We start from the raw sequence: 21,088 nt of genomic DNA, 5'->3' as shown, positions 1-21,088 counted from the left end.
CCTGCCCGCGGCCTCATCCTGTGGATCATCCGGCGCCGCCGCAGCCGGCGCCACCTCCTCGTCCCCGACCGCGCCGCGTCCGGGCCGCGCCGCACACTGTCTGGCACGGCTCGCTCGGCCTGTGGGCGGTGCTCGGCCTGCTGTTCCTCTCCGCCACCGGCTTGACCTGGTCCAAGTACGCCGGAGAGAACGTCGACGAACTGCGCGCGGCGCTCAACTGGACCACGCCGTCGCTCAACCTCTCGGGCGGCGACCACGCGGGGCACACAGCATCAGGCGGGCACCATGCCGGTGTGGCCGACGTCGGGGTGGATCGCGTCGCTCAGGCGGCCGCCGGCAAAGGGCTGTCCGGCCCGCTGAAGATCGTCTGGCCCGCCGGACCCGGCGAGCCCTACCTCGTAAGGAGATCGACAAGACCGCGCCCACCCGCCTGGACCAGGTCGCGGTCGATCCCGCCACCGGCCAGGTGACGGCCGAGCTGCGCTTCGCCGACTACCCGCCGGCGGCCAAGCTCGCCCGGTGGGGCATCGACGGGCACATGGGCCTGCTGTTCGGCCTGGCCAACCAGATCCTACTGGCCGTGCTGGCCATCGGCCTGATCACCCTGATCGTGCTCGCTACCGCATGTGGTGGCGCAGGCGGCCCACGCGCGGCTTCGGCAAGCCGTATCCCCGCACGGCCGACAGACAGGTGCACTGGGCTCTGCTGGCGCCGCTCGGCCTGCTCGCCGTCGTCGTCGGGATCTTCCTGCCGTTGATGGGCATCTCGCTGGCCGCGTTCTTGGTGATCGACGCCGTACTCGGGCTCCGCTCCCGGATGGGTTAGTGCTGGTCGCGCGCTTGGACCGAGCCCCGCCCTCGCCTGATATCAGATTCCCTGGCCAGGAGGAACCTCACGGCCAGGTCGCCGGCCGACTCGGCGACGTCTTGAGAGCCATCGACATCCAGGACCGGCACGTCATGCTTGACAGCTTGACGTCGGATCTCGGCGTCCCAGAGCTCGTCACGGCCCAGGCGATTCGCCAACGCCTGGGCGTGGTCGCTGTCTCCCCAGTTGGCTCGTGCCCGGTCCGGGTCAGCGAATCGGGTGCCCAGTGCATGGCGACGGAACCCGGGGGTCGGCAGCAGAAATACGGCCTGCTCACGCCACGTCAGCAATGGCGCGACGTACGCGGGCAGCGTACGGAAGTCGTCGACCAGCACGGGCCGGTCGGCCGGCAGGGCGAGCAGGTCTTCGATGACGAATCCGAACGTCTCGCCGTACAGACTGGGCATGCTCTGGAAGATCTCTTCCGGCGTGCGGCCCGTCCATCTGCGCTCCACGGGTGTTCGCAGCAGTTCGGACATGTAGGGCTGTTGTTGGGGCGTACACCGCTGCACGTGGCTACGTTCGGCGAGGTCGCCGTCATACACGAACACGTCATGGCGTTCGGCCAGGACCCTGCTGAGAGTGCTCTTGCCCGAGCCGGTGCCTCCGGCGATCCAGCGGACATGCGCGAGCCGGCGGACGAGATCGGCAGGGTCATGTCGGTTCAGGATGGTCATGCCCAGCAGTCTGCCCCGCCGGCGGGGACGTCACGGATTGAAGCGGTAGCCCATGCCCGGTTCGGTGATCAGGTATACGGGGTGGGCGGGGTCGCGTTCGAACTTCTTGCGGAGCTGGGCCATGTACTGACGCAGGTAGTGGGTCTCCTTGACGTGCTTGCTGCCCCACACCTCGGTCAGCAGGTGGCGCTGGGGGATGAGCTTGCCGGGGTTGCGGAGCAGGATCTCCAGGATGTGCCATTCGGTGGGCGTGAGCCGCAGCCCGCCCGAGACCGTCTTGCCGACGAGGTCGACTGTGTGGTCGCCGATCTGCATGCTGGCGAGGTCGGCCTCGTGGATGGCGGCGCGGCGTGAGACGGCGCGGATGCGGGCGAGGAACTCCTCGATGCCGAAGGGCTTGGTGACGTAGTCGTCGGCGCCCGCGTCCAGGGCCTCGATCTTGTCCTGGTTGCCGGCCCGGCCGGACAGGACGACGATGGGGATCCGGGTCCAGCCGCGCAGGCCGTGGATGACGTCGACGCCGTCGATGTCGGGCAGGCCGAGGTCGAGCACCACCAGGTCCGGGTGCCATTCGGCGGCACCACGCAGGGCGGAGGAGCCGTCGGAGGCGACCGCGACCTCGTAGTGGCGGGCGGCCAGGTTGATGCGCAGCGCGCGCAGGATCTGCGGTTCGTCGTCGACGACGAGGATCTTGGTCATGCGGTCACCGCCTGGGATGAGGTGGGCATCTGGACGGTCATAGTGAGACCTCCCCCTGGCGTCTCCTCGGGTACGAGGGTGCCGCCCATGGCTTCGGTCAGGCCGCGGGAGAGCGCGAGCCCGAGGCCCACGCCGGTGCCGTTGTCGCGGTCGCCGAGCCGCTGGAACGGCTGGAAGACCCGGTCGCGGGCCTCGGGCGGGATGCCGGGGCCGCGGTCGATGACGCGGATCTCGACCTGGTCTTCGTGCCAGCTGCCGGTGATCAGCACCTTCTGGTCGGCGGGGCTGTAGCGGACGGCGTTGGTCATGAGGTTGACCAGGACGCGTTCCAGCAGCGCGGGGTCGGCGACGATCTCGGGGAGGTCGATGGAGATGTCACCCTCGATGCGGTCGCGCAGCGGGCCGAGGTCGTCGATGGCGCGGGGAACGACCTCTTCCAGGGCGAGGGGCTGGAGGGAGAGGCCCAGCACACCGGCTTGCAGGCGGCTCATGTCGAGCAGGTTCTCCACCAGCCGGTCCAGCCGGGCGAGCGACTCCTGGGCGGTGTCGAGCAGTTCGTCGCGATCCTCCGGCGACCAATCGATCTCCTTGCTGCGCAGGCTCTCGACGGAGGCCTTGGCCGCTGACAGGGGGGTGCGCAGGTCGTGACTGACGGCGGCGAGCAGGGCGGTGCGCATCCGGTCGGCCTCCGCCAGGGGTTTGGCCTGCTCGGCTTCCTCCTGCAGGCGTTCCTGGCGCAGCGCGACGGCGGCTTCGGCGGCGAAGGCCTCCAGCACCCGTCGGTCGCTGGCGTCCAGCAGCCGGCCGCGGGCGGCGAGCACCAGCCGGTCGCTGATCTGCACGTCGGTGTCGGCGGTCGCGGGGGCAATGCACGGCGTGGCTCCGGTGGTGGCGACGATGCGCCAGGCTCCGGGCTCTGACTGGTCGTCCGGGGTGGGCTCGCCGGCGCGTTCGAGCAGGGTGACCGAGTCCAGGGAGAACGTCTCGCGCAGGCGGCCGAGCAGTGACGGCAGCGCGGCCTCGCCGCGCAGCACGTGCCCGGCCAGCGTGGACAGCGCCTCGGCGTCGGCGCGGGCGCGGGCCGCTTCTCTGGTACGGCGGGCCGCCAGGTCGACGATCGTGCTGACCGCGGCGGCGACCAGCACGAAGACGATCAGCGCGAGGAGGTTCTCCGGGTCGGAGATCGTGAGTTGCCCGACCGGCGGCGTGAAGTACCAGTTGAGCAGCAAGGACCCGCCGACGGCGGCGGTGAAGGCGGGCCAGGTGCCGCCGATGAGGGCGACGCCGACGACCAGGCAGAGAAACAGCAGGATCTCGCTGGGCAACGAGAGCACGTCGCGGAAGGGCAACAGGGCTGCGGTCAGCAGCGGCAGGCCGATGATCGCGACGGCCCAGCCGATGATGCGGCGCTTACGGTCCAGCGCTGCGCGCGAGCGATCCGGTTGGCGGCGGCCCTTCTTCGCCTCCTCGTGGGTGACGAGGTGGACGTCAATGGAGCCGGACAGGGCCGTGGTCTCCACTCCCACGCCACGGGAGAAGATCTGCGCGAAGCGCCCGCGGCGGGAGGCACCCAGGACGAGCTGGGTGGCGTTGACGCCGCGGGCGAAGTCGAGCAGCGCACGGGGGATGTCGTCGCCGACGACCTGGTGGTAGGTGCCGCCCATGCTCTCGACCAGGGTGCGCTGGCGGGCCAGGTTGGCCGGGTCGCCGCCGGCCAGCCCGTCGGAGCTGGTGACGTGGACGGCCAGCAGATCGGCGCCCTTGGTACGGGCGGCGATGCGAGCCGCCCGCCGTACCAGAGTGTCACCCTCGGGGCCGCCGGTGAGTGCCACCACCACGCGCTCGCGGGTCTCCCAGGTGGCGGCGATGCCGTGGTCGGCGCGATAGCTGTCGAGCTGGTCGTCGACCTTGCCGGCGACCCACAGCAGGGCCAGCTCTCGTAGGGCGGTGAGGTTGCCGACGCGGAAGTAGTTCGACAGCGCCGCGTCCACCTTCTCGGGTGCGTACACGTTGCCGTGGGCCATCCGCCGGCGCAGCGCCTCGGGCGACATGTCGACCAGTTCGACCTGGTCGGCCCGCCGGACCACCTCGTCCGGCACTGTCTCGCGTTGGGGGATGCCGGTGATCTGCTGGACGACGTCGTTGACCGACTCGAGGTGCTGGATGTTGACCGTCGAGATGACATCGATGCCGGCGTCGAGGATCTCGTCGATGTCCTGCCAGCGCTTGACGTTGCGCGAGCCGGGCACGTTGGTGTGGGCCAGCTCGTCGATCAGCGCCACCTTCGGCTTGCGCGCGATGACGGCGTCCACGTCCAGCTCCGTGAACGTGGCCCCGCGGTGGACCAGCGTCCGGCGCGGGATCACCTCCATGTCCTCCAGCAGCGCCGCGGTGCGGGGGCGACCGTGGGTCTCGACGAAGCCCACCACCACGTCACGGCCGCGCTGCAGGCCCCGGCACCCCTCGCCGAGCATCGCGTACGTCTTGCCCACTCCGGGCGCGGCGCCCAGGTAGACCCTCAGCCGCCCTCTCACGTCATCTCCCGTCGAGTGCCAGGTTGAGTTCGAGCACGTTGACGGCGGGTTCGCCCATGAAGCCGAGGACCCGCCCGGTGGTGTGCTCGCCGATCAGCGTCTTCACCTGGTCGAGGGGCAGCCCGCGTTCCTTGGCCACACGAGGTGCCTGGAGCTCGGCGTAGGCCACGGAGATGTGCGGGTCGAGGCCGGAGCCGCTGGCCGTGACGGCGTCCGCGGGTACGGCGGGTGTGCCCGCGCTCCCCCTGACGGGTACGGTCCGGCCCGCGGCGTAGTCCTCGCCTGGCTTGGCGCACTCCACCTTCAGCCCTTGGTAGGCGGTGACGAAGGGGGTGGCGGGGCAGGCCTGGTTGACGCTGACCGCGTGGCCGGGGAAGACCTTGAGCACCGCGCCGGCCCCGTCCGGGGTGCAGAACGGGCGGGCGCCGCTGACGCCTTCCAGCTCGCCGACCGCCTTCGAGCGGGCGCAGACCTGGGTGAGCAGCGACTGCCTGCCCTCGATGCCGGGCAGCGGCAGCACGTCGATGACGTCCTCGGGACCGAGGTTGGTGGCGCTGGTCGAGGTCGGGTCGTAGCCGTCACCGGCGGCCGACGGGCGGGACTGGAAGTACTTCCTGACCGGGTTACCGTCCTTGTCGGTGAAGGACTGGCCGATGGTTGCGCTGCCCGCGTCCTTGCCGCCGGCCTGCACGATCGAGCCGTTGGCCTTGTCGTGGAACAGTGCCTGGGCGACGCCGGTGGTGACCAGCGGGTAGAGCAGGCCGAGCAGCACGGTGAGCACGGCGACGGCCCTGATCGCGGCGAGATGCTGGCGCAGCCAGCTAGGTAGACGTTCCATGTCAGGACATCCCCGGAAGGAATTGGATGAGCAGGTCGATGAGCTTGATGCCGATGAACGGGGCGACGATGCCGCCAAGTCCGTAGACGTACAGGTTGCGGGAGAGCAGCTTGGAGGCACTGGAGGGCCGATACCGGACGCCGCGCAGCGCCAGCGGGATCAGCGCGATGATGATCAGCGCGTTGAACACGACCGCGGCCAGGATCGCCGACTGCGGGCTGGCCAGGCGCATGATGTTCAGGGCGTCCAGGCCCGGATAGACCGCCGCGAACATCGCGGGGATGATCGCGAAGTACTTGGCGATGTCGTTGGCGATCGAGAACGTGGTCAGCGCTCCGCGCGTGATGAGCAGCTGCTTGCCGATCTCGACGATCTCGATGAGCTTGGTCGGGTTGGAGTCGAGGTCGACCATGTTCCCGGCCTCTTTGGCGGCGCTGGTGCCGGTGTTCATGGCGACGCCGACGTCGGATTGGGCCAGGGCGGGGGCGTCGTTGGTGCCGTCGCCGGTCATCGCGACCAGCCGTCCGCCCTCCTGCTCCTTCTTGATCAGCGCCAGCTTGTCCTCAGGCGTCGCCTCCGCGAGGAAGTCGTCCACCCCGGCCTCGTCCGCGATGGCCTTGGCCGTCAGCGGGTTGTCGCCGGTGATCATGACCGTGCGGATGCCCATCCGGCGCATCTCGTCGAAGCGTTCGCGCATGCCCTGCTTGACCACGTCCTTGAGGTGGATGACGCCGAGCACGCGGCCCTTCTCCGCGACCACCAGCGGGGTGCCGCCGGAGCCGGAGATGCCGTCCACGAGGTGGCCGACCTCGTCGGTGGGGTGGCCGCCATGGTCGCGTACCCACTTCATGACCGCCGTGGCCGCGCCCTTGCGGACCTCCCGCCCGTCCAGGTTCACCCCTGACATGCGGGTCTGAGCGGTGAACGGCACCCACTCGGCATGGGCCAGCTCGCCCGGTTGGCGCTCCCGCAACCCATACGCCTGTTTCGCGAACACCACGATCGAGCGACCCTCCGGCGTCTCGTCCGCCAGGCTGGACAGCTGCGCCGCCTGCGCCAGCTCCGCCTCGCTCACCCCCGCCACCGGGACGAACTCCGACGCCTGCCGGTTGCCCAGTGTGATCGTGCCGGTCTTGTCCAGCAGCAGCGTGGAGACATCCCCCGCCGCCTCCACCGCCCGGCCGGACATGGCCAGGACGTTGCGCTGGACGAGGCGGTCCATGCCCGCGATGCCGATGGCCGACAGCAGTGCGCCGATCGTGGTCGGGATCAGGCAGACGAGCAGGGAGACCAGCACGATGCCGCTGACGCCGTCGGTGGTCAGCGCCAGGGAGTCGGGCACGCCCGGGTTGATGGACTTGGCGTAGATGGCCAGCGGCTGCATGGTCGCGGTGGCGACCAGGAAGATGATCGTGAGCGCGGCGAGCAGGATGTTGAGGGCGATCTCGTTCGGCGTCTTCTGCCGGTCGGCGCCCTCGACGAGAGCGATCATGCGGTCGATGAAGCTCTCGCCGGGCTTCTGGGTGATCTGGACGATGATCTTGTCGGACAGCACCTTCGTGCCGCCGGTGACCGCGGAACGGTCGCCGCCCGATTCGCGGATGACGGGCGCGGACTCGCCGGTGATGGCCGACTCGTCCACCGACGCGATGCCCTCGATCACGTCGCCGTCGCCGGGGATGGTCTCGCCGGCCTCGACGATGACGATGTCACCTTGCTGGAGCTCCGGGGCTCTGACGACGTCCCACTCGGCCGAGGTGCGGCTCTTGAGCCGGCGGGCCTGGGTGTCGGTCTTGGCCTTGCGCAACGTGGCGGCCTGGGCCTTGCCGCGGCCCTCGGCCACGGCCTCGGCCATGTTGGCGAAGACGACCGTCAGCCAGAGCCAGGACACGATGGCCCAGGCGAAGAACGACGAGTTGAGGACCGCAAGCACGGTGGTGAACACGGCGCCGATCTCGACGATGAACATCACCGGGTTGCGGTACAGCGTGGCCGGATTGAGCTTCTTCAACGCGTCCGGCAGCGACCTGAGCAGCTGTTTCGGATCGAGCAGACCGCCGCCCACGCGGCCGGTTCGCTTCGGCGCTTCGAGCACGGGGGTTGACATGTCAGGACAGTCCTTCTGCGATGGGGCCGAGCGCGAGCGCCGGGAGGAAGGTGAGGGCGACCAGGATGATCGTCACGCCGACGACCATGCCCACGAACTGCGGCCGGTGCGTCGGCAGCGTGCCCGCGCTCTCGGGCACCGGTGCCTGCTGGGCCAGCGAGCCGGCCAGCGCCAGTGCCAGGATGATCGGCAGGAACCGGCCGAACGCCATGCACAGGCCGAGCGCCACGTCGTACCAGGGCGTGTTGACGGTGATCCCGGCGAAGGCGGAGCCGTTGTTGTTGGCGGCGCTGGTGAACGCGTACAGCACCTCGGACAGGCCGTGCGGGCCGGTGTTGAGCATGCTCGCCCGCTGCTCCGCCGAGCCCATCGCGAACGCGGTGCCGATCAGCACCAGCGCCGGGGTGACCAGGAAGTACAGCGAGGCTAGCTTGATCTCGCGGGGGCCGATCTTCTTGCCCAGGTACTCGGGGGTGCGGCCGACCATCAGCCCGGCCACGAAGACGGTGATCACGGCCAGGATCAGCATGCCGTAGAGCCCTGACCCGACGCCGCCGGGGGCGACCTCGCCCAGCATCATGTTGAACAGCGTCATCATGCCGCCGAACGGCGTGTAGGAGTCGTGGAAGGAGTTCACCGCACCGGTCGAGGTCAACGTCGTTGACGCGGCGAAGGTGGCGGAGTTGGCGATGCCGAAGCGGACTTCCTTGCCCTCCATGGCCGCGCCGACGGCCTGCGGCACGGTCGCGTTCCCGGACAGCTCGAACACGTTGGTGAGCACGATGCTCGCGAGGGCGATGACGCCCATCACGGCGAGGATCGCGTACCCCTGCCGGACCTGCCCGATCAGCTTGCCGAAGGTGCGCGTCAGCGAGAACGGGATCGCCAGGATCAGGAAGATCTCGAACCAGTTCGTCCAGCTCGTGGCGTTCTCGAAGGGGTGGGACGAGTTGGCGTTGTAGAAGCCGCCGCCGTTGGTGCCCAGCTCCTTGATGACCTCCTGCGAGGCCACCGGGCCTCCGGTGATCGACTGGGTGCCGCCGGTCAGCGTGCTCACCTCGTGCAGGCCGGAGAAGTTCTGGATCAGCCCGCCGGCCACCAGGACCAGAGCACCGATGAACGCTATCGGCAGCAGGATGCGGATGATGCCGCGGACCAGGTCCACCCAGAAGTTGCCGATCGTGTCCGACCTGCGCCGGGCGAAGCCGCGCACCAGGGCGACGGCCACTGCCATGCCCACCGCCGCCGAGACGAAGTTCTGCACGGCCAGTGCGGCCATCTGGGTCAGGTGGCCCATCGTGGACTCGCCCGAGTACGCCTGCCAGTTGGTGTTGGTGACGAAGCTAACCGCCGTGTTCCAGGCGATGTGGTCGGTGACCGGCTTCATGCCCAGGCTCAGCGGCAGCTTGTCCTGCAGGCGCTGGATGCCGTACACGACCAGGATCGAGACCAGCGAGAACGCCAGCAGGCTGCGCGCGTACACGCCCCAGCTCTGCTCGGCATCCGCACGCACCCCGAGCAACCGGTAGATCCCGCGCTCGGCGACGCTGTGCCTGGTGGTCGAGTAGACCCGGTACATGTAGTCGCCGAACGGCCTGTACACCAGGCCCAGGGCGACGATCAGGGAGACGATGAAGATCATCCCTGCCACGGTCGTGCTCATCAGAAACGCTCCGGGAACAGCAGGGCCACGACCATGAAGACCACCAGCCCCACCACTACGACGAGACCAGTGGCGTTGACGGCGCTCACAGCCGCTCCACCGCCTTGACCACCAGCCCGAAGACCACGAAGATCGCGATCGTCAGGGCGACGAAGACGACGTCAGCCATCCCCACTCCTCAATCTGGACATGTTGGTTCGGCCACGCCCGTTCAGGGCGGCTCAAAGGCAAGCAAATCCCGAGATTTAGGCGGTTCTGGCGTTCTTGACGGCTTTCATACGGCCCGAGCCTGATTTTTAACGGCGTCCCTACGCGCCGCTTCGCGCGGCCGACTCGCCGATTTATACGTTTTCTTGACGCCTTGTCCTCCTCAACCGCTCTTTCGCCCCAGGTAGTGTCCGATGAGTCTTTACGGGGCCTTGACGAGGAGTGACCGTTATGGTGCTGGCGAAGCGGCCGGCCGCTACGGAAGGGACTGTGCGGTCCTGGCTGTTGGAGGGCTTGCAGACCGACCGTAAGCAGATCGAACACGGTCCCCACGTCAAGCACCCATGGTGGCGGGTGATGTGCCTGACCGGCGTGGACTACTTCTCCACACTGGGCTACCAGCCGGGCATCGCCGCGCTGGCGGCGGGCCTGCTGTCGCCGCTGGCCACGCTGTTCCTGGTGGCGCTCACGCTGCTGGGCGCGCTGCCGGTCTACCGGCGGGTGGCGGCCGAGAGCCCGTACGGGCAGGGCTCGATCGCGATGCTGGAGAAGCTCGCGCCGCAGTGGTGGGGCAAGATCTTCGTACTGGCGTTGCTCGGCTTCGCCGCCACCGACTTCGTGATCACGATGACGTTGTCGGCGGCGGACGCGACCGCGCACATCCTGGAGAACCCGTTCGTGCCGGACTTCCTGGCCGGCCAGCAGGTGATCGTGACCCTGGTGCTCCTGGCGGCACTGGGTGGCGTCTTCCTGATGGGGTTCACCGAGGCGATCGGCATCGCCGTGCTGCTGGTCTTCGTCTACCTGGCGCTGAACGCCGTCGTCGTCACCGTCGCGATCGCGCACGTGCTCGAGGCTCCGCAGGTGGTGGTGGACTGGCAGCGCGCGCTGAGCCTGGACTTCAGCAGTCCGCTGGCCATGGTCGGGCTGTCGCTGCTGGTCATGCCGAAGCTGGCCCTGGGCATGTCCGGGTTCGAGACCGGCGTCGCGGTGATGCCGGTGGTCAAGGGCGACATCCCGCAGCGGGTCAAAGGCACCAAGCGGCTGCTGACCGTCGCCGCGCTGATCATGAGCGTGTTCCTGGTCTTCTCCAGCTTCGTCACCACGGTGCTGATCCCGCATCAGGAGTTCGAGGAGGGCGGCAAGGCGAACGGCCGGGCGCTGGCCTACCTCGCGCACAGCTTCCTGGGCGACTGGTTCGGCACCGCCTACGACATCTCCACGATCGCCATCCTGTGGTTCGCCGGGGCCTCGGCGATGGCCGGGCTGATCAACCTGGTCCCGCGGTATCTGCCCCGGTACGGCATGGCCCCGGAGTGGACGGGCGCGGTACGGCCCCTCGTGCTGGTGTTCTCGGCGATCGGGTTCGGCATCACGATCATCTTCGACGCCGATGTGGACGCCCAGGGCGGCGCGTACGCCACCGGCGTGCTGGTGCTCATGTTGTCGGCGGCGGTGGCCGTGACGCTGTCGGCGTGGAAGAAGCGTCAGCAGCTGGCAACCGCCGCCTTCGCGCTGATTACGGCGGTGCTCGGCTACACACTGGTGGACAACGTGATCGAGCGCCCGGACGGCGTCAAGATCGCCTCGTTCTTCATCGCGGCGATCATCGTCACCTCCCTGATCTCCCGTGCCACCCGCTCGACCGAGCTGCGGGTCACGGAGGTCCACCTGGATCCGCTCGCCGAGGAGTTCGTCAACGACGCCTGCGGCGAGATAAACGTGATCGCCAACGAGCCGAACGCCCGGGACCAGGCCGAGTACAACGACAAGCTCCGCGAGACCTGGCAGACCCACCGGCTGCGCAGCTCGGAGCCGGTGCTGTTCGTGGAGGTGTCGGTGCCGGACGCCTCGGAGTTCGAGACCGAGCTGCACGTCAAGGGCGAGGAGCGGTACGGCCACAAGATCCTCACCATCGAGAGCTCGGCCGTCCCCAACTCGCTGGCCGCGCTGCTGCTGTACCTACGGGACCGGACCGGGGGCGTGCCGCACATCTACTTCCACTGGACCGAGGGCAACCCGGTCGTGGCCATGCTGCGGTACCTGGTCTTCGGAGGCGGCGACGTACCGCCGCTGACCAGGGAGGTGCTGCGCCAGGCCGAACCGGACCAGGAACGCCGTCCACACGTCCACGTCGGCTGACCGGCCCTCAGGCCGGCATGGAACCAGCGCGGCGCGGTGCTGGCCAGGGCTCTGCGGCGGCGCACCGACGCGGTGGTGTGCCGGATGCGCTTCCGCGTCTCATGAGGCCCACCGGCGAGTGGATGAGTACGCTCGGCTACCTGCCGACCCACAAGAGGGTGACACTACAGCTCGACCTGTAGCGGCAGGTCTGCCGGCCGAGGGCTTCACCGCCATCGGTTGTGTCCGGCCGCGTCAGCCTGGTCAAGCGGCCTCGTGGATGCCGTCGCGAACGGCCATGCCCGCTCCCCCTCAGGCGCCGAGCGCGTGCCCTGTCGTTGCGTCGATGTGGTCAGGGATCTCGGCATGGCGGTCGCCGACCGTCGGTGTCCCGGTGGGCTCGAACATGAGGATCGCGGCTCCAGTGGGAGCGGACGGCTTGTGCTCCGTGCCGCGGGGGACGGTGAACACCGCGCCCCGGGGGAGCACGACAGTGCGCTCCTCGCCGGGCTCGCGCAACGAGATGTGCAGCTCCCCGTCGAGTACCAGGAAGAACTCGTCGGTGTCGTCGTGGACGTGCCAGATGTGCTCGCCCTCGACCTTGGCAACGCGTACGTCGTAGTCGTTGACGCGCGTGACGATGCGAGGGCTCCACAGGGCGTCGAAGGAGGCCAGGGCCTTGTCGAGGGCGATGGGTTCATTGCTCACGAGTGAATCGTGGCCCATCGGACATGATTGGCGTGAGTGCTAGGAATAGCACATGGCGCAAGAATCCTCGCACGTCACCCATATGGCGGCTCCGCACCGGGTCGTCGTGATCGTGGACGAGAACTCCAACCCCTTCGAGCTGGGCTGCGCGACCGAGATCTTCGGCCTGCGCAGGCCCGAGCTCGGGCGCGACCTCTACGACTTCCGCCTGTGTTCTCCTGAGCCGCGCGCGCTGATGCGGGACGGCTTCTTCACGCTCTCGGGCGTCGCCGACCTGGAGGCCGCCGAATCGGCGAACACGTTGATCGTCCCCAACCGTCCCGACGTCGAGGTGCCCCGCCGCCCCGCTGTACTCGATGCCATCCGGCGGGCGCATGCGCGCGGCGCCCGCCTCGTCGGCTTCTGCAGCGGCGCTTTCACCCTGGCCGAGGCCGGGGTGCTCGACGGGCGCCGGGCCACCGCGCACTGGCAGTGGGCGGATTCCTTCCGGGTGCGATTCCCTTCCGTCCGGCTCGAAACAGATGTGTTGTTCGTGGACGACGGTGACATCCTCACGGCCGCGGGGAGCGCCGCCGCGCTTGACCTCGGCCTGTACATCGTCGGCCGAGACCACGGCGCGGAGGTCGCCAACTCCGTGAGCCGACGGCTCGTCTTCGCCGCCCACCGCGACGGCGGGCAGCGGCAGTTCGTGGAGCGGCCCGTGCCCGATGTTCCAGATGAGTCCTTGGCGCCTGTCCTGGCCTGGGCTCAGGAGCGGCTGGAGGCCCCGCTCACGGTGTCCGACCTCGCAGCGCGCGCCTCGGTCAGTCCGGCGACACTGCATCGCCGCTTCCGCGCGCAGCTGGGCACCACACCGCTGGCGTGGCTCACTGGGGAACGGCTTGCGTTGGCGTGCCGGCTGATTGAGCGGGGCGAGTCGCGCTTCGAGACGGTCGCGCGGCACAGCGGGCTGGGCACCGCTGCCAATATGCGTGCGCTGATGCGCCGCAGGATCGGGCTCACTCCATTGGAGTACCGGCACCGATTCGGTCCGGGGACAGGCCAGGGACCGGTCTCGTCCTCCTAGCAAGGTCATCGCGCGCCCGCATCCGTCCGAGTCGAAGGCGTCATCGGGGTCATCATCGTTGAAGCAGCCGAGATCCCATTCCCTGCTGAGCAGCCCGCCGTCCCTGCGGACGCTGAGCGACATCACCTCGTCCGGTCCGAGACCCGGCCGCTGAAGCTGGATCCTGTACGGGTCCGGTCCGTCGACGAAGCCGACCTCCTCGGTAGAGGCCAGTGCAACGGCGACCAACCCCCGAACGGCGCGACACTCGCGCCCGGCCCGGCAGAGACGATGATCAGTGATCCGTCGAGCTCAGGTCGCCTGGCTCTATGACCGCTCGTAGCGGAGAAGATCGCCCGGTTGGCAGTCGAGGACATCACACAGGCGCATGAGGGTGGAGAAGCGGATCGCCTTGGCGTGGCCGTTCTTCAGGATGGACAGGTTGACGACGGAGATCTGGACCCCGTTGGACAGCTCGGTGAGCGTCATGCCGCGCTGTTTGAGCAGCTCGTCCAGCCGTACGCTGATGGCCGGCTCGACCATCAGATCGTGGCCTCGACCTCTTCGAGCAGCACCACGCCACGCCGTACGATCTCCGACACGGCCAGCACCGCGACTCCCGTCACGACCCCGGCCACCACCTCGCCCGACGGCGGGTAGAACGAATTGCTCCTGTCCAGCAGCATCGAGGCCAGGATCGGCTCGGCCACCATGCCGAGCACGCCTGTGGCGAGCGAGCCGACAATCAGGATCCAGCCGAGGCGGCGCAGGTGAGCGGCGGTGACGGCGGAGAACAGTGCCCTGTCTCCTGATGTGGCCCTGCTCAGCGAACGGACGACGGTGAACAGCGCGAGCAGGGTGGTCGCGACGCCCGGCACCCACAGGAGCAGGTAGAGCAGGCCGACCAGCGGCGCGGGACCCTGGTGGGCAACCGTCACGTCGGCGGTCGCGCCGACGATCGCGGCTTCCGGTGCCGCCATGCCCTCGACCGGCACGTCGAACACCCGCAGCGGGACGCCGATGCCATTGGAGGTGCCGACGAAAGCGATCAGGACGGTATAGAGCAGCATGCCCAAGGCGCCGAGGCAGGCCAGGACCAGGAAGAGGGTGAGGAGGATTTGCAGCCGGTTGAGCCATCTCGCAGACATAACGATAATCGTAAATAACGACAATCGATATGTCCAGTCGGTGACCGCGATCCTCCGCAAGCCGCCCGTCGAAGAACGGATCGCAGCCAAGGTCGGCGCCTCGATCCACATGGCCGGCGTCGGTTTCGCTCCGGACGTGGTGGACATCGTGAGGGTGCCTCACGCAGGTTCCGGCAGGTGCATCGACGCGAGCCGTGCGGGATCGGCCAAGATTGCGATGGCGGCGATCCGGTTGTGGGTGACCGTGAACGAGATGATGGAGAGCGGGGTTCCGTCCTCGCGCCAGGAGATGAACCCGGGAAGGCCGTTGACGAGCACCGCGCGATGTCGGGCGACTGCGCCGGAGATCATCTGGGCGCCGGAGGCGACTTCGGTAGCGCCCAGGATGACGACCACGCCGTCGGGGGTGTCGACCGTCAGCTTCACATCCGGGTCGAGCACCCGCAGCAGCGCTTCGAAATCGCCATCGCCCGCTGCCGCGCGGAAGGCGTTGATGACCTCTCGTTGTTCTCGTGCGGCCGCCATCGGCCGCTCGGTGGCCTGCACCTTCCTGCGGGCGCGGCTGGCGATCATCTTGGTGGCGTCGGCGGATTTGCCGAGGATCTGGCCGATCTCGGCGAACGGCACCCCGAACAGGTCGTGCAGCACGAACGCCAGCCGCTCGCTCGGCCCGAGCGAGTCCAGGACGACGAGCAGCGCGAGCCCCACTGAGTCGGCCAGTGCCACGTACTCGGCTGGTTCAGCGCTGTCGTCGGCCGTCACCACCAGCTCAGGCAGCAGCTCGTCGTAGGCGGCCTCGGGGCGGATCTGGCGGGACCGTAGGGCATCCAGGCTGATCCGGCCGACCACCGTGGTCAGCCAGCCCGCCAGGTTCTCGATGGTCGTCGCGTCCTGGCGGGCCAGGCGCATCCATGCCTCCTGGACCACGTCCTCGGCGTCGGCGTGCGATCCGAGGACGCGGTAGGCGACTGCGCGCAGCCGGTCGCGGTGGGCCTCGAACGCCTCGGCCACCAGGTTCGTCCCACTGCTGTCAGTCATGTTCCCGCCTCCTCGGATCTGCTCGCCCATGGGTTATGACGCGCCCGGATCGTCGCGTAGCCTACGGTCAGCCATCGGCGCGGTTTGGGCGGCGCTGCTGGCGGAGCGAGATCCGGTTGCCGTCCGGATCCACGGCCTCGATGCCGACGCCGAACGGGTAGTCCTCCGGTTCGGGCCGATCGAATGTCACGCCTCGCCTGCGAAGCACCTCGAAATCCTTCCTCAGGTCGTCCGACTCAAGGATGAGTGGACCGGGGTCGACACCCAGCCGCTGCTCGACCGGCTGCCCTGCGGCCGGCGCATGCGACCAAAGGACGATCTCGACCGGACTACCGGCAACGCCCACGGTGAGCCAGCGTGATTCCCGCCCCGCAAAGTCGACGCGCTTCTCCAGGCCGAGCCCTTCGGTGTAGAACTTCAGCGCGCGGTCCTGATCGGTGACATAGACCGTCACATACATGATGTTCGTCAGCACCTTGATCTCCCATCTCGTGGTTGGTCGGCGGCCGTGGGGATACGCGGCCGTCGCCTGTATGACGGGAGCCGGCGCCAGAAGGTAACAAAGGGACTGGCGGGTGCGTCATGCACCGCCTCCTGGCTCCTCGCTGGTGGCGCTGGCCTCCAGGGCACCGAGCGATATCGCTTGACCCCTCTGGCGATGCTCGCCCGAGCGTGCTTGAACAGGATCGTCGCCTGACCCTCTAATGAGCCTCTGTCAAGCCAAAGGCGACCCAGCCCATGTCGCTGAAGCCCGCCGCCTCTGCGACGGCGGCGGAGGCGAGATTTTCTGGGCTGTGCATGTAGGTGGGGATCGCGCCTTCGTCCAGCACCCGCCTGGACGCCTGGGCAACCAGCTTGCGCGCCAAGCCGCGACCGCGGGCCTCGGGCGCCGTCACAACCGCGAGCTCGTGCCCATGGGCGTCGTGCCGTTTGACGCCTACCCCCGCCAGATACGCTCCACTCACGGGATCCCAGGCGACCAGCACGTCCCCGCCGAAAGGCCGTAGCCAGTCGGGCACCTCGGGCTCGTCTGCGGGCACCCAGACGCCGGCGTCGGGGAGTGGTGCGGGTCGGGTGGTCCAGCGGTAGACGGCGGTGAACCACGCGCGTTCGGGAAAGCCGACCAGGGCGGGGACCTGTGGTCCGAGTACGGCCACATCCTTGTCTTCGGCGTACTGCTCCGCCACCGTCCTGGCGTGCTCGGGCGGAACCGAAAGGACTCCCTGCTCGGGGCTCGCGATACCAATGACCGGATGTGTCTTGCCGTCCCAACCCGGGCGGATGCGTGCCGGGTTGCCAATGATGTCCAGTCCAGTAGTGGCCGGCCAGCCGCCCAGCCAGTGAGTGAGGTGTGCCACGAGCCTGGGCTCCGCGTTCATGCCAATCTCCTATACCCTAGGACCGTATAGTATATCGAAGATCACCAAGGAGGACACATGCGACGCCTGGCCCCGCTTGATCCCGCCAATGCGGCGGAAAAGTCCAGGGAACAGGAATACCATAGGGGGGTATAGTGTTGTTGAGGGCAGCGACCCAAGGGGAGGCTGGACATGAACGGATACAGCGAGAGCAAACACGACCACGCGATGCGGCTGCGCCGTATCGAGGGGCAGATCCGTGGCCTGCAGCGAATGTTGGAAGACGACAAGTACTGCATCGACATCCTCACGCAGGTGTCCGCGGCCACCAGCGCGCTGAGGTCGTTCTCCCTGTCGCTGCTTGAGGAGCACCTGGCCCACTGTGTGGCCGAGGCCACCCTCAAGGGCGGCCCCGAGGCTGAGGCGAAGGTCAAGGAAGCCTCGGACGCCATCGCCAGACTTGTTCGTTCCTGATCGGGCTGAAGGAGAGATCGATATGAGCACCGCCACCTACACCGTCAAGGGCATGACCTGCGGCCACTGCGTCAGCTCGGTCAAGGAGGAGGTCAGCGAGGTGACCGGCGTGACGAACGTCGAGGTCGATCTGGCCACCGGGCTGCTGACAGTGGAAAGCGACGACCCCATCGACACGGCGAAGATCGTCGCCGCGGTCGAGGAGGCCGGATACGAAGTGACGAACCCGTGAACACCGCAGCGAAGCTTGGCTCGTACGTCCTGGGCCTCGCCGTCGTCTTCGGCGGCGCCCTGGGCGCGGGCAAGGCGGTGGGGCCGGTCGGAGCACCTCCGGCCGAGGACCACAGCGCCATGGCGGCGCCCACCGCGAGCGCGGGACACGGGGAGCACGTCACGCAACAGACGAAGAGCGATACCCCCGGGGGGCTGCAAGTGTCCCAAAACGGCTACACCCTCAACCCGCTCACCACGACGATCAAGCCTGGCGAGCCGACCGACTACCGTTTCACCGTGACGGGTCCCGATGGCAAGCCGGTCACCGACTACCAGGTCGAGCACGACAAGAAGCTGCACTTCATCGTGGTCTCCCGTGACCTGGGCAGTTTCCAGCACCTGCACCCCACGGAGGCGGGCGACGGTGTGTGGTCGGTCAAGCTCACTCTCTCAAGTGCGGGAACGTATCGCGCGTTCGCCGACTTCTCGCCCACCGGCGGCAGCGCGCTGACGCTCGGCACCGACGTGCTCGTCGCCGGGGATTACGAGCCCAAGGCGCTTCCGCAGGTCAGCCGAACGGCGACCGTGGACGGCTACACGGTCACCCTGGACGGCGACCTGACGCCCGGACAGGCGAGCAAGCTCACCCTCAAGGTCACCAAGGACGGCAAGCCGGTCACCGACCTGCAGCCCTACCTCGGTGCGTACGGCCACCTGGTGGCTCTGCGTGCCAAGGACCTGGCCTACCTGCACGTCCACCCTGACGGCGAGCCCGGCGACGGGAAGACCAAGGCCGGACCCGAGATCGTCTTCTACGCAGAGGTGCCCAGCACCGGCGACTACCGTCTGTTCCTGGACTTCCAGCACGAGGGGGAGGTCCGCACCGCCGACTTCACTCTCAGCGCGGGCCGGCGTCCCGAGCTACCGACGCCCACGCCCACGCCCAGCGAGCACGGCGACGACCACAGCCACTGAGAAAGGAGAACGGTGATGACCTCTGTCACCGATGACCGGCAGAACGCGGTCGAGCTCTCGATCGGCGGCATGACCTGCGCATCCTGCGCCAACCGGATCGAACGCAAACTCAACAAGCTGGACGGCGTGACCGCGACGGTCAACTACGCCACGGAGAAGGCCAAGGTCACCTTCCCCGAAGGCGTCGACCCGCAGCAGCTCATCGCCGAGGTGGAGAACGCCGGCTACACGGCCGCGCTTCCTGCCCCGCCCAAGGCGGAAACGGCGGAGGAGGAGCCGGAGGACGAGCTCCAGCCGCTGCGCAACCGGCTGATCACGTCGGTGGTGCTGGCGGTGCCGGTGATCGCGATGGCGATGATCCCGCCGTTGCAGTTCACGAACTGGCAGTGGTTGTCGCTCGTGCTGGCGGCACCGGTGGTGGTGTACGCGGGCTGGCCGTTCCACAAGGCGGCCTGGACCAACCTGCGGCACGGCGCCGCCACCATGGACACGCTGATCTCGATCGGCACGCTGGCCGCGCTCGGCTGGTCGCTGTGGGCGCTGTTCTTCGGTACGGCCGGTACGCCAGGTATGACGCACCCGTTCGCGTTCACCATCGAGCGCACCGACGGCTCCGGCAACATCTACCTGGAGGCCGCGGCGGGAGTGACCGCGTTCATCCTCGCCGGACGCTACTTCGAGGCCCGCTCCAAGCGACGGGCGGGCGCCGCGCTCCGGGCCCTTCTGGAGCTGGGCGCCAAGGACGTGGAACTCGCCGACGGCCGCCGCGTCCCGGTCGAACAGCTCAAGACTGGCGACCGCTTCATCGTCCGGCCCGGCGAGAAGATCGCCACCGACGGCGTGATCGAGGAAGGCACCTCGGCGGTCGATGCCTCGATGCTGACCGGCGAGTCCGTTCCGGTCGAGGTCGCGCCGGGCGACGCCGTCACGGGCGCCACGGTGAACGCGGGTGGCCGTCTGATCGTCAAGGCGACCCGGGTGGGCGCCGACACCCAGCTGGCGCAGATGGCCAGGCTGGTGGAGGAGGCGCAGACCGGCAAGGCGCAGGTGCAGCGGCTGGCCGACCGGATCTCCGGCATCTTCGTCCCCATTGTGATCGCGCTGGCCATAGGCACGCTCGGGTTCTGGCTCGGCACCGGCGACGGCGTGGGAGCGGCGTTCACGGCGGCGGTCGCGGTGCTGATCATCGCCTGCCCGTGCGCGCTGGGCCTGGCCACACCGACGGCGCTGCTGGTCGGCACGGGGCGGGGCGCGCAGCTCGGCATCCTGATCAAGGGTCCCGAGGTGCTGGAGTCCACCCGCAGGATCGACACGATCGTGCTGGACAAGACGGGCACGGTCACCGAGGGCAAGATGACCCTCACCGATGTGCACCTGGCAGAGGGCGAGAGCGAGTCTGAGGTGCTGCGGCTGGCGGGCGCGCTCGAGCACGCCTCCGAGCACCCGATCGCCCAGGCCATCGCCAAGGGCGCCGCCGGCCGCGTCGGCGAGCTGCCCGCTCCCGAGGACTTCGCCAATGTCGAGGGGCTCGGCGTGCAGGGCATCGTGGACGGGCACGCGGTGCTGGTCGGTCGGCCCAGGTTGCTGGAGGAGTGGTCGCAGCACCTCTCGCCGGAGCTGGAGCGGGCCTTGCACGCCGCCCAGGCGGCCGGCCGTACCGCGGTCGCCGTGGGCTGGGACGGTCAGGCGCGTGCGGTGCTCGTGGTGGCCGACGTGGTCAAGCCGACCAGCAAGGAGGCCATCGAACGCTTCCGCGCGCTCGGCCTCACCCCGGTGCTGCTGACCGGCGACAACGAGTCCGTGGCCAGGACCGTGGCGGCCGAGGTGGGCATCGACGAGGTGATCGCCGAGGTGCTGCCCGCCGACAAGGTCGACGTCGTCAAGGAACTGCAGAGCGAGGGCAAGGTCGTGGCCATGGTGGGCGACGGGGTCAACGACGCCGCCGCACTCGCCCAGGCCGACCTCGGCCTGGCCATGGGCACCGGCACCGACGCCGCCATCGAGGCCTCCGACCTCACCCTGGTCCGCGGCGACCTGCGGGTGGCGGCCGACGCCATCCGGCTGTCCCGCCGCACGCTGGCGACGATCAAGGGCAACCTGTTCTGGGCGTTCGCCTACAACGTGGCCGCCCTGCCGCTGGCCGCGCTCGGCCTGCTCAACCCGATGATCGCCGGAGCCGCGATGGCGTTCTCCAGCGTCTTCGTGGTCAGCAACAGCCTGCGGCTACGCCGCTTCAAGTAATCATGAATGCGATGCCTCCGAGCCGGCACCGGCTCGGAGGCATCGGCGTGAAGAGGGGACGCGCTTCGCACATGCCGCAGCCCGGTCACAGCACCAGGCGGAAGGCGCCGGCGGCGACCATGGGGGGCGGCCTCAGTGGCAGTCAGGCCGAGCAGCAGGGGTCCACCCGCGCCAC

At 68.8% G+C, this 21,088-nt stretch carries 21 protein-coding genes and 1 pseudogene; 9 read left to right on the top strand and 13 right to left on the bottom strand.

The window, feature by feature from the left end; genetic code table 11:
* Positions 1-20 precede the first annotated feature (20 nt).
* The 3 genes and pseudogenes from ABN273_RS43260 to ABN273_RS43255 all read left to right on the top strand — a co-directional run bounded on the left by ABN273_RS43260 (position 21) and on the right by ABN273_RS43255 (position 825).
* Positions 21-470, top strand: coding sequence for a PepSY domain-containing protein (locus tag ABN273_RS43260; RefSeq protein ID WP_349455352.1), 450 nt, complete (start codon positions 21-23; stop codon positions 468-470).
* A pseudogene (locus ABN273_RS59860) lies at positions 467-604 on the top strand (PepSY domain-containing protein); the annotation flags it as partial. The gene ABN273_RS43260 and the pseudogene ABN273_RS59860, both read left to right, overlap by 4 nt.
* A gap of 20 nt (positions 605-624) precedes the next feature.
* Positions 625-825 carry a hypothetical protein gene (locus ABN273_RS43255; RefSeq protein WP_349455351.1) on the top strand — a complete coding sequence of 67 codons (201 nt, stop codon included), beginning with the start codon at positions 625-627 and terminating at the stop codon, positions 823-825.
* On the opposite strand, the gene ABN273_RS43250 is transcribed toward ABN273_RS43255, so the two are convergent.
* The 7 genes from ABN273_RS43250 to kdpF are packed head-to-tail and all read right to left on the bottom strand — an operon-like array spanning position 822 to position 9,474.
* The gene (locus ABN273_RS43250; RefSeq protein ID WP_349455350.1) at positions 822-1,544 is read right to left on the bottom strand and encodes a hypothetical protein; all 723 of its coding nucleotides are present in this window, start codon (positions 1,542-1,544) and stop codon (positions 822-824) included. The genes ABN273_RS43255 and ABN273_RS43250 overlap by 4 nt on opposite strands.
* Positions 1,545-1,574: 30 nt before the next feature.
* Positions 1,575-2,243, bottom strand: coding sequence for a response regulator (locus ABN273_RS43245; protein WP_349455349.1), 669 nt, complete (start codon positions 2,241-2,243; stop codon positions 1,575-1,577).
* Positions 2,240-4,777 (bottom strand): DUF4118 domain-containing protein, encoded by a 2,538-nt coding sequence (locus tag ABN273_RS43240; protein ID WP_349455348.1) that lies wholly within the window; start codon positions 4,775-4,777, stop codon positions 2,240-2,242. Before ABN273_RS43240 ends, ABN273_RS43245 begins: the two co-directional genes overlap by 4 nt.
* Position 4,778: 1 nt before the next feature.
* Positions 4,779-5,615, bottom strand: a complete 837-nt coding sequence (locus tag ABN273_RS43235; RefSeq protein WP_349455346.1) for a potassium-transporting ATPase subunit C — start codon at positions 5,613-5,615, stop codon at positions 4,779-4,781.
* Between the two features lies 1 nt (position 5,616).
* Positions 5,617-7,722, bottom strand: a complete 2,106-nt coding sequence (gene kdpB / locus ABN273_RS43230) for a potassium-transporting ATPase subunit KdpB (RefSeq protein ID WP_349455345.1) — start codon at positions 7,720-7,722, stop codon at positions 5,617-5,619.
* Between the two features lies 1 nt (position 7,723).
* Positions 7,724-9,385: a potassium-transporting ATPase subunit KdpA gene (kdpA, locus tag ABN273_RS43225; protein WP_349455343.1), complete on the bottom strand. Its 1,662-nt coding sequence runs from the start codon at positions 9,383-9,385 to the stop codon at positions 7,724-7,726.
* Entirely contained in the window at positions 9,385-9,474 is a 90-nt protein-coding gene (gene kdpF, locus ABN273_RS43220) for a K(+)-transporting ATPase subunit F (protein WP_349455341.1), read from the bottom strand. The genes kdpA and kdpF overlap by 1 nt, the downstream gene beginning before the upstream one ends.
* Before the next feature lie 388 nt (positions 9,475-9,862).
* Between kdpF and ABN273_RS43215 the strand changes: the two genes are divergently transcribed.
* Entirely contained in the window at positions 9,863-11,734 is a 1,872-nt protein-coding gene (locus ABN273_RS43215; RefSeq protein WP_349455339.1) for an APC family permease, read from the top strand.
* Positions 11,735-12,025: 291 nt separating this feature from the next.
* Here ABN273_RS43215 and ABN273_RS43210 read toward each other — a convergent pair whose 3' ends face one another.
* Positions 12,026-12,421, bottom strand: a complete 396-nt coding sequence (locus ABN273_RS43210) for a cupin domain-containing protein (RefSeq protein WP_349455338.1) — start codon at positions 12,419-12,421, stop codon at positions 12,026-12,028.
* Positions 12,422-12,473: 52 nt separating this feature from the next.
* Here ABN273_RS43210 and ABN273_RS43205 point away from each other — a divergent pair, with 52 nt between their 5' ends.
* Entirely contained in the window at positions 12,474-13,487 is a 1,014-nt protein-coding gene (locus tag ABN273_RS43205; protein ID WP_349455337.1) for a GlxA family transcriptional regulator, read from the top strand.
* A gap of 306 nt (positions 13,488-13,793) precedes the next feature.
* On the opposite strand, the gene ABN273_RS43200 is transcribed toward ABN273_RS43205, so the two are convergent.
* The 5 genes from ABN273_RS43200 to ABN273_RS43180 all read right to left on the bottom strand — a co-directional run bounded on the left by ABN273_RS43200 (position 13,794) and on the right by ABN273_RS43180 (position 17,031).
* Positions 13,794-14,009 carry a helix-turn-helix domain-containing protein gene (locus ABN273_RS43200; RefSeq protein ID WP_349455335.1) on the bottom strand — a complete coding sequence of 72 codons (216 nt, stop codon included), beginning with the start codon at positions 14,007-14,009 and terminating at the stop codon, positions 13,794-13,796.
* The gene (locus tag ABN273_RS43195; RefSeq protein WP_349455333.1) at positions 14,009-14,614 is read right to left on the bottom strand and encodes a DUF2975 domain-containing protein; all 606 of its coding nucleotides are present in this window, start codon (positions 14,612-14,614) and stop codon (positions 14,009-14,011) included. The genes ABN273_RS43200 and ABN273_RS43195 overlap by 1 nt, the downstream gene beginning before the upstream one ends.
* 159 nt (positions 14,615-14,773) lie before the next feature.
* Positions 14,774-15,652, bottom strand: coding sequence for a sigma-70 family RNA polymerase sigma factor (locus tag ABN273_RS43190; protein ID WP_349455332.1), 879 nt, complete (start codon positions 15,650-15,652; stop codon positions 14,774-14,776).
* A gap of 67 nt (positions 15,653-15,719) precedes the next feature.
* Complete coding sequence (locus ABN273_RS43185) at positions 15,720-16,127, bottom strand: VOC family protein (RefSeq protein WP_349455331.1); 408 nt, start codon at positions 16,125-16,127, stop codon at positions 15,720-15,722.
* Positions 16,128-16,353: 226 nt separating this feature from the next.
* The gene (locus ABN273_RS43180) at positions 16,354-17,031 is read right to left on the bottom strand and encodes a GNAT family N-acetyltransferase (protein WP_349455329.1); all 678 of its coding nucleotides are present in this window, start codon (positions 17,029-17,031) and stop codon (positions 16,354-16,356) included.
* A gap of 171 nt (positions 17,032-17,202) precedes the next feature.
* Here ABN273_RS43180 and ABN273_RS43175 point away from each other — a divergent pair, with 171 nt between their 5' ends.
* Genes ABN273_RS43175 through ABN273_RS43160 form a run of 4 tightly spaced genes read left to right on the top strand, consistent with a single transcriptional unit; the run spans position 17,203 to position 20,913 of the window.
* On the top strand, positions 17,203-17,484 hold the full coding sequence (locus ABN273_RS43175; protein WP_349455327.1) for a metal-sensitive transcriptional regulator: 282 nt from the start codon (positions 17,203-17,205) through the stop codon (positions 17,482-17,484).
* A gap of 22 nt (positions 17,485-17,506) precedes the next feature.
* A complete protein-coding gene (locus ABN273_RS43170; protein WP_349455325.1) occupies positions 17,507-17,716 on the top strand; it encodes a heavy-metal-associated domain-containing protein in 210 nt (69 codons plus the stop codon).
* Entirely contained in the window at positions 17,713-18,672 is a 960-nt protein-coding gene (locus ABN273_RS43165; protein WP_349455322.1) for a DUF8832 domain-containing protein, read from the top strand. The genes ABN273_RS43170 and ABN273_RS43165 overlap by 4 nt, the downstream gene beginning before the upstream one ends.
* Before the next feature lie 15 nt (positions 18,673-18,687).
* A complete protein-coding gene (locus ABN273_RS43160) occupies positions 18,688-20,913 on the top strand; it encodes a heavy metal translocating P-type ATPase (protein WP_349455320.1) in 2,226 nt (741 codons plus the stop codon).
* The last annotated feature ends 175 nt before the right edge of the window (positions 20,914-21,088 follow it).

It is taken from the genome of Nonomuraea sp. B19D2, assembly GCF_040137845.1.
Lineage (GTDB): Bacteria > Actinomycetota > Actinomycetes > Streptosporangiales > Streptosporangiaceae > Nonomuraea.
This window is presented reverse-complemented; position numbering and strand designations above follow the sequence as displayed.

Coding starts and splice junctions, on each gene's coding strand:
- ABN273_RS43180 (WP_349455329.1), bottom strand. CDS start 17,031: ATGAACGCGGAGCCCAGGCTCGTGGCACACCTCACTCACTGGCTGGGC.
- ABN273_RS43255 (WP_349455351.1), top strand. CDS start 625: ATGTGGTGGCGCAGGCGGCCCACGCGCGGCTTCGGCAAGCCGTATCCC.
- kdpA (WP_349455343.1), bottom strand. CDS start 9,385: ATGAGCACGACCGTGGCAGGGATGATCTTCATCGTCTCCCTGATCGTC.
- ABN273_RS43250 (WP_349455350.1), bottom strand. CDS start 1,544: ATGACCATCCTGAACCGACATGACCCTGCCGATCTCGTCCGCCGGCTC.
- ABN273_RS43175 (WP_349455327.1), top strand. CDS start 17,203: ATGAACGGATACAGCGAGAGCAAACACGACCACGCGATGCGGCTGCGC.
- ABN273_RS43245 (WP_349455349.1), bottom strand. CDS start 2,243: ATGACCAAGATCCTCGTCGTCGACGACGAACCGCAGATCCTGCGCGCG.
- ABN273_RS43170 (WP_349455325.1), top strand. CDS start 17,507: ATGAGCACCGCCACCTACACCGTCAAGGGCATGACCTGCGGCCACTGC.
- ABN273_RS43205 (WP_349455337.1), top strand. CDS start 12,474: ATGGCGCAAGAATCCTCGCACGTCACCCATATGGCGGCTCCGCACCGG.
- ABN273_RS43190 (WP_349455332.1), bottom strand. CDS start 15,652: ATGACTGACAGCAGTGGGACGAACCTGGTGGCCGAGGCGTTCGAGGCC.
- ABN273_RS43160 (WP_349455320.1), top strand. CDS start 18,688: ATGACCTCTGTCACCGATGACCGGCAGAACGCGGTCGAGCTCTCGATC.
- ABN273_RS43195 (WP_349455333.1), bottom strand. CDS start 14,614: ATGTCTGCGAGATGGCTCAACCGGCTGCAAATCCTCCTCACCCTCTTC.
- ABN273_RS43235 (WP_349455346.1), bottom strand. CDS start 5,615: ATGGAACGTCTACCTAGCTGGCTGCGCCAGCATCTCGCCGCGATCAGG.
- ABN273_RS43200 (WP_349455335.1), bottom strand. CDS start 14,009: ATGGTCGAGCCGGCCATCAGCGTACGGCTGGACGAGCTGCTCAAACAG.
- kdpB (WP_349455345.1), bottom strand. CDS start 7,722: ATGTCAACCCCCGTGCTCGAAGCGCCGAAGCGAACCGGCCGCGTGGGC.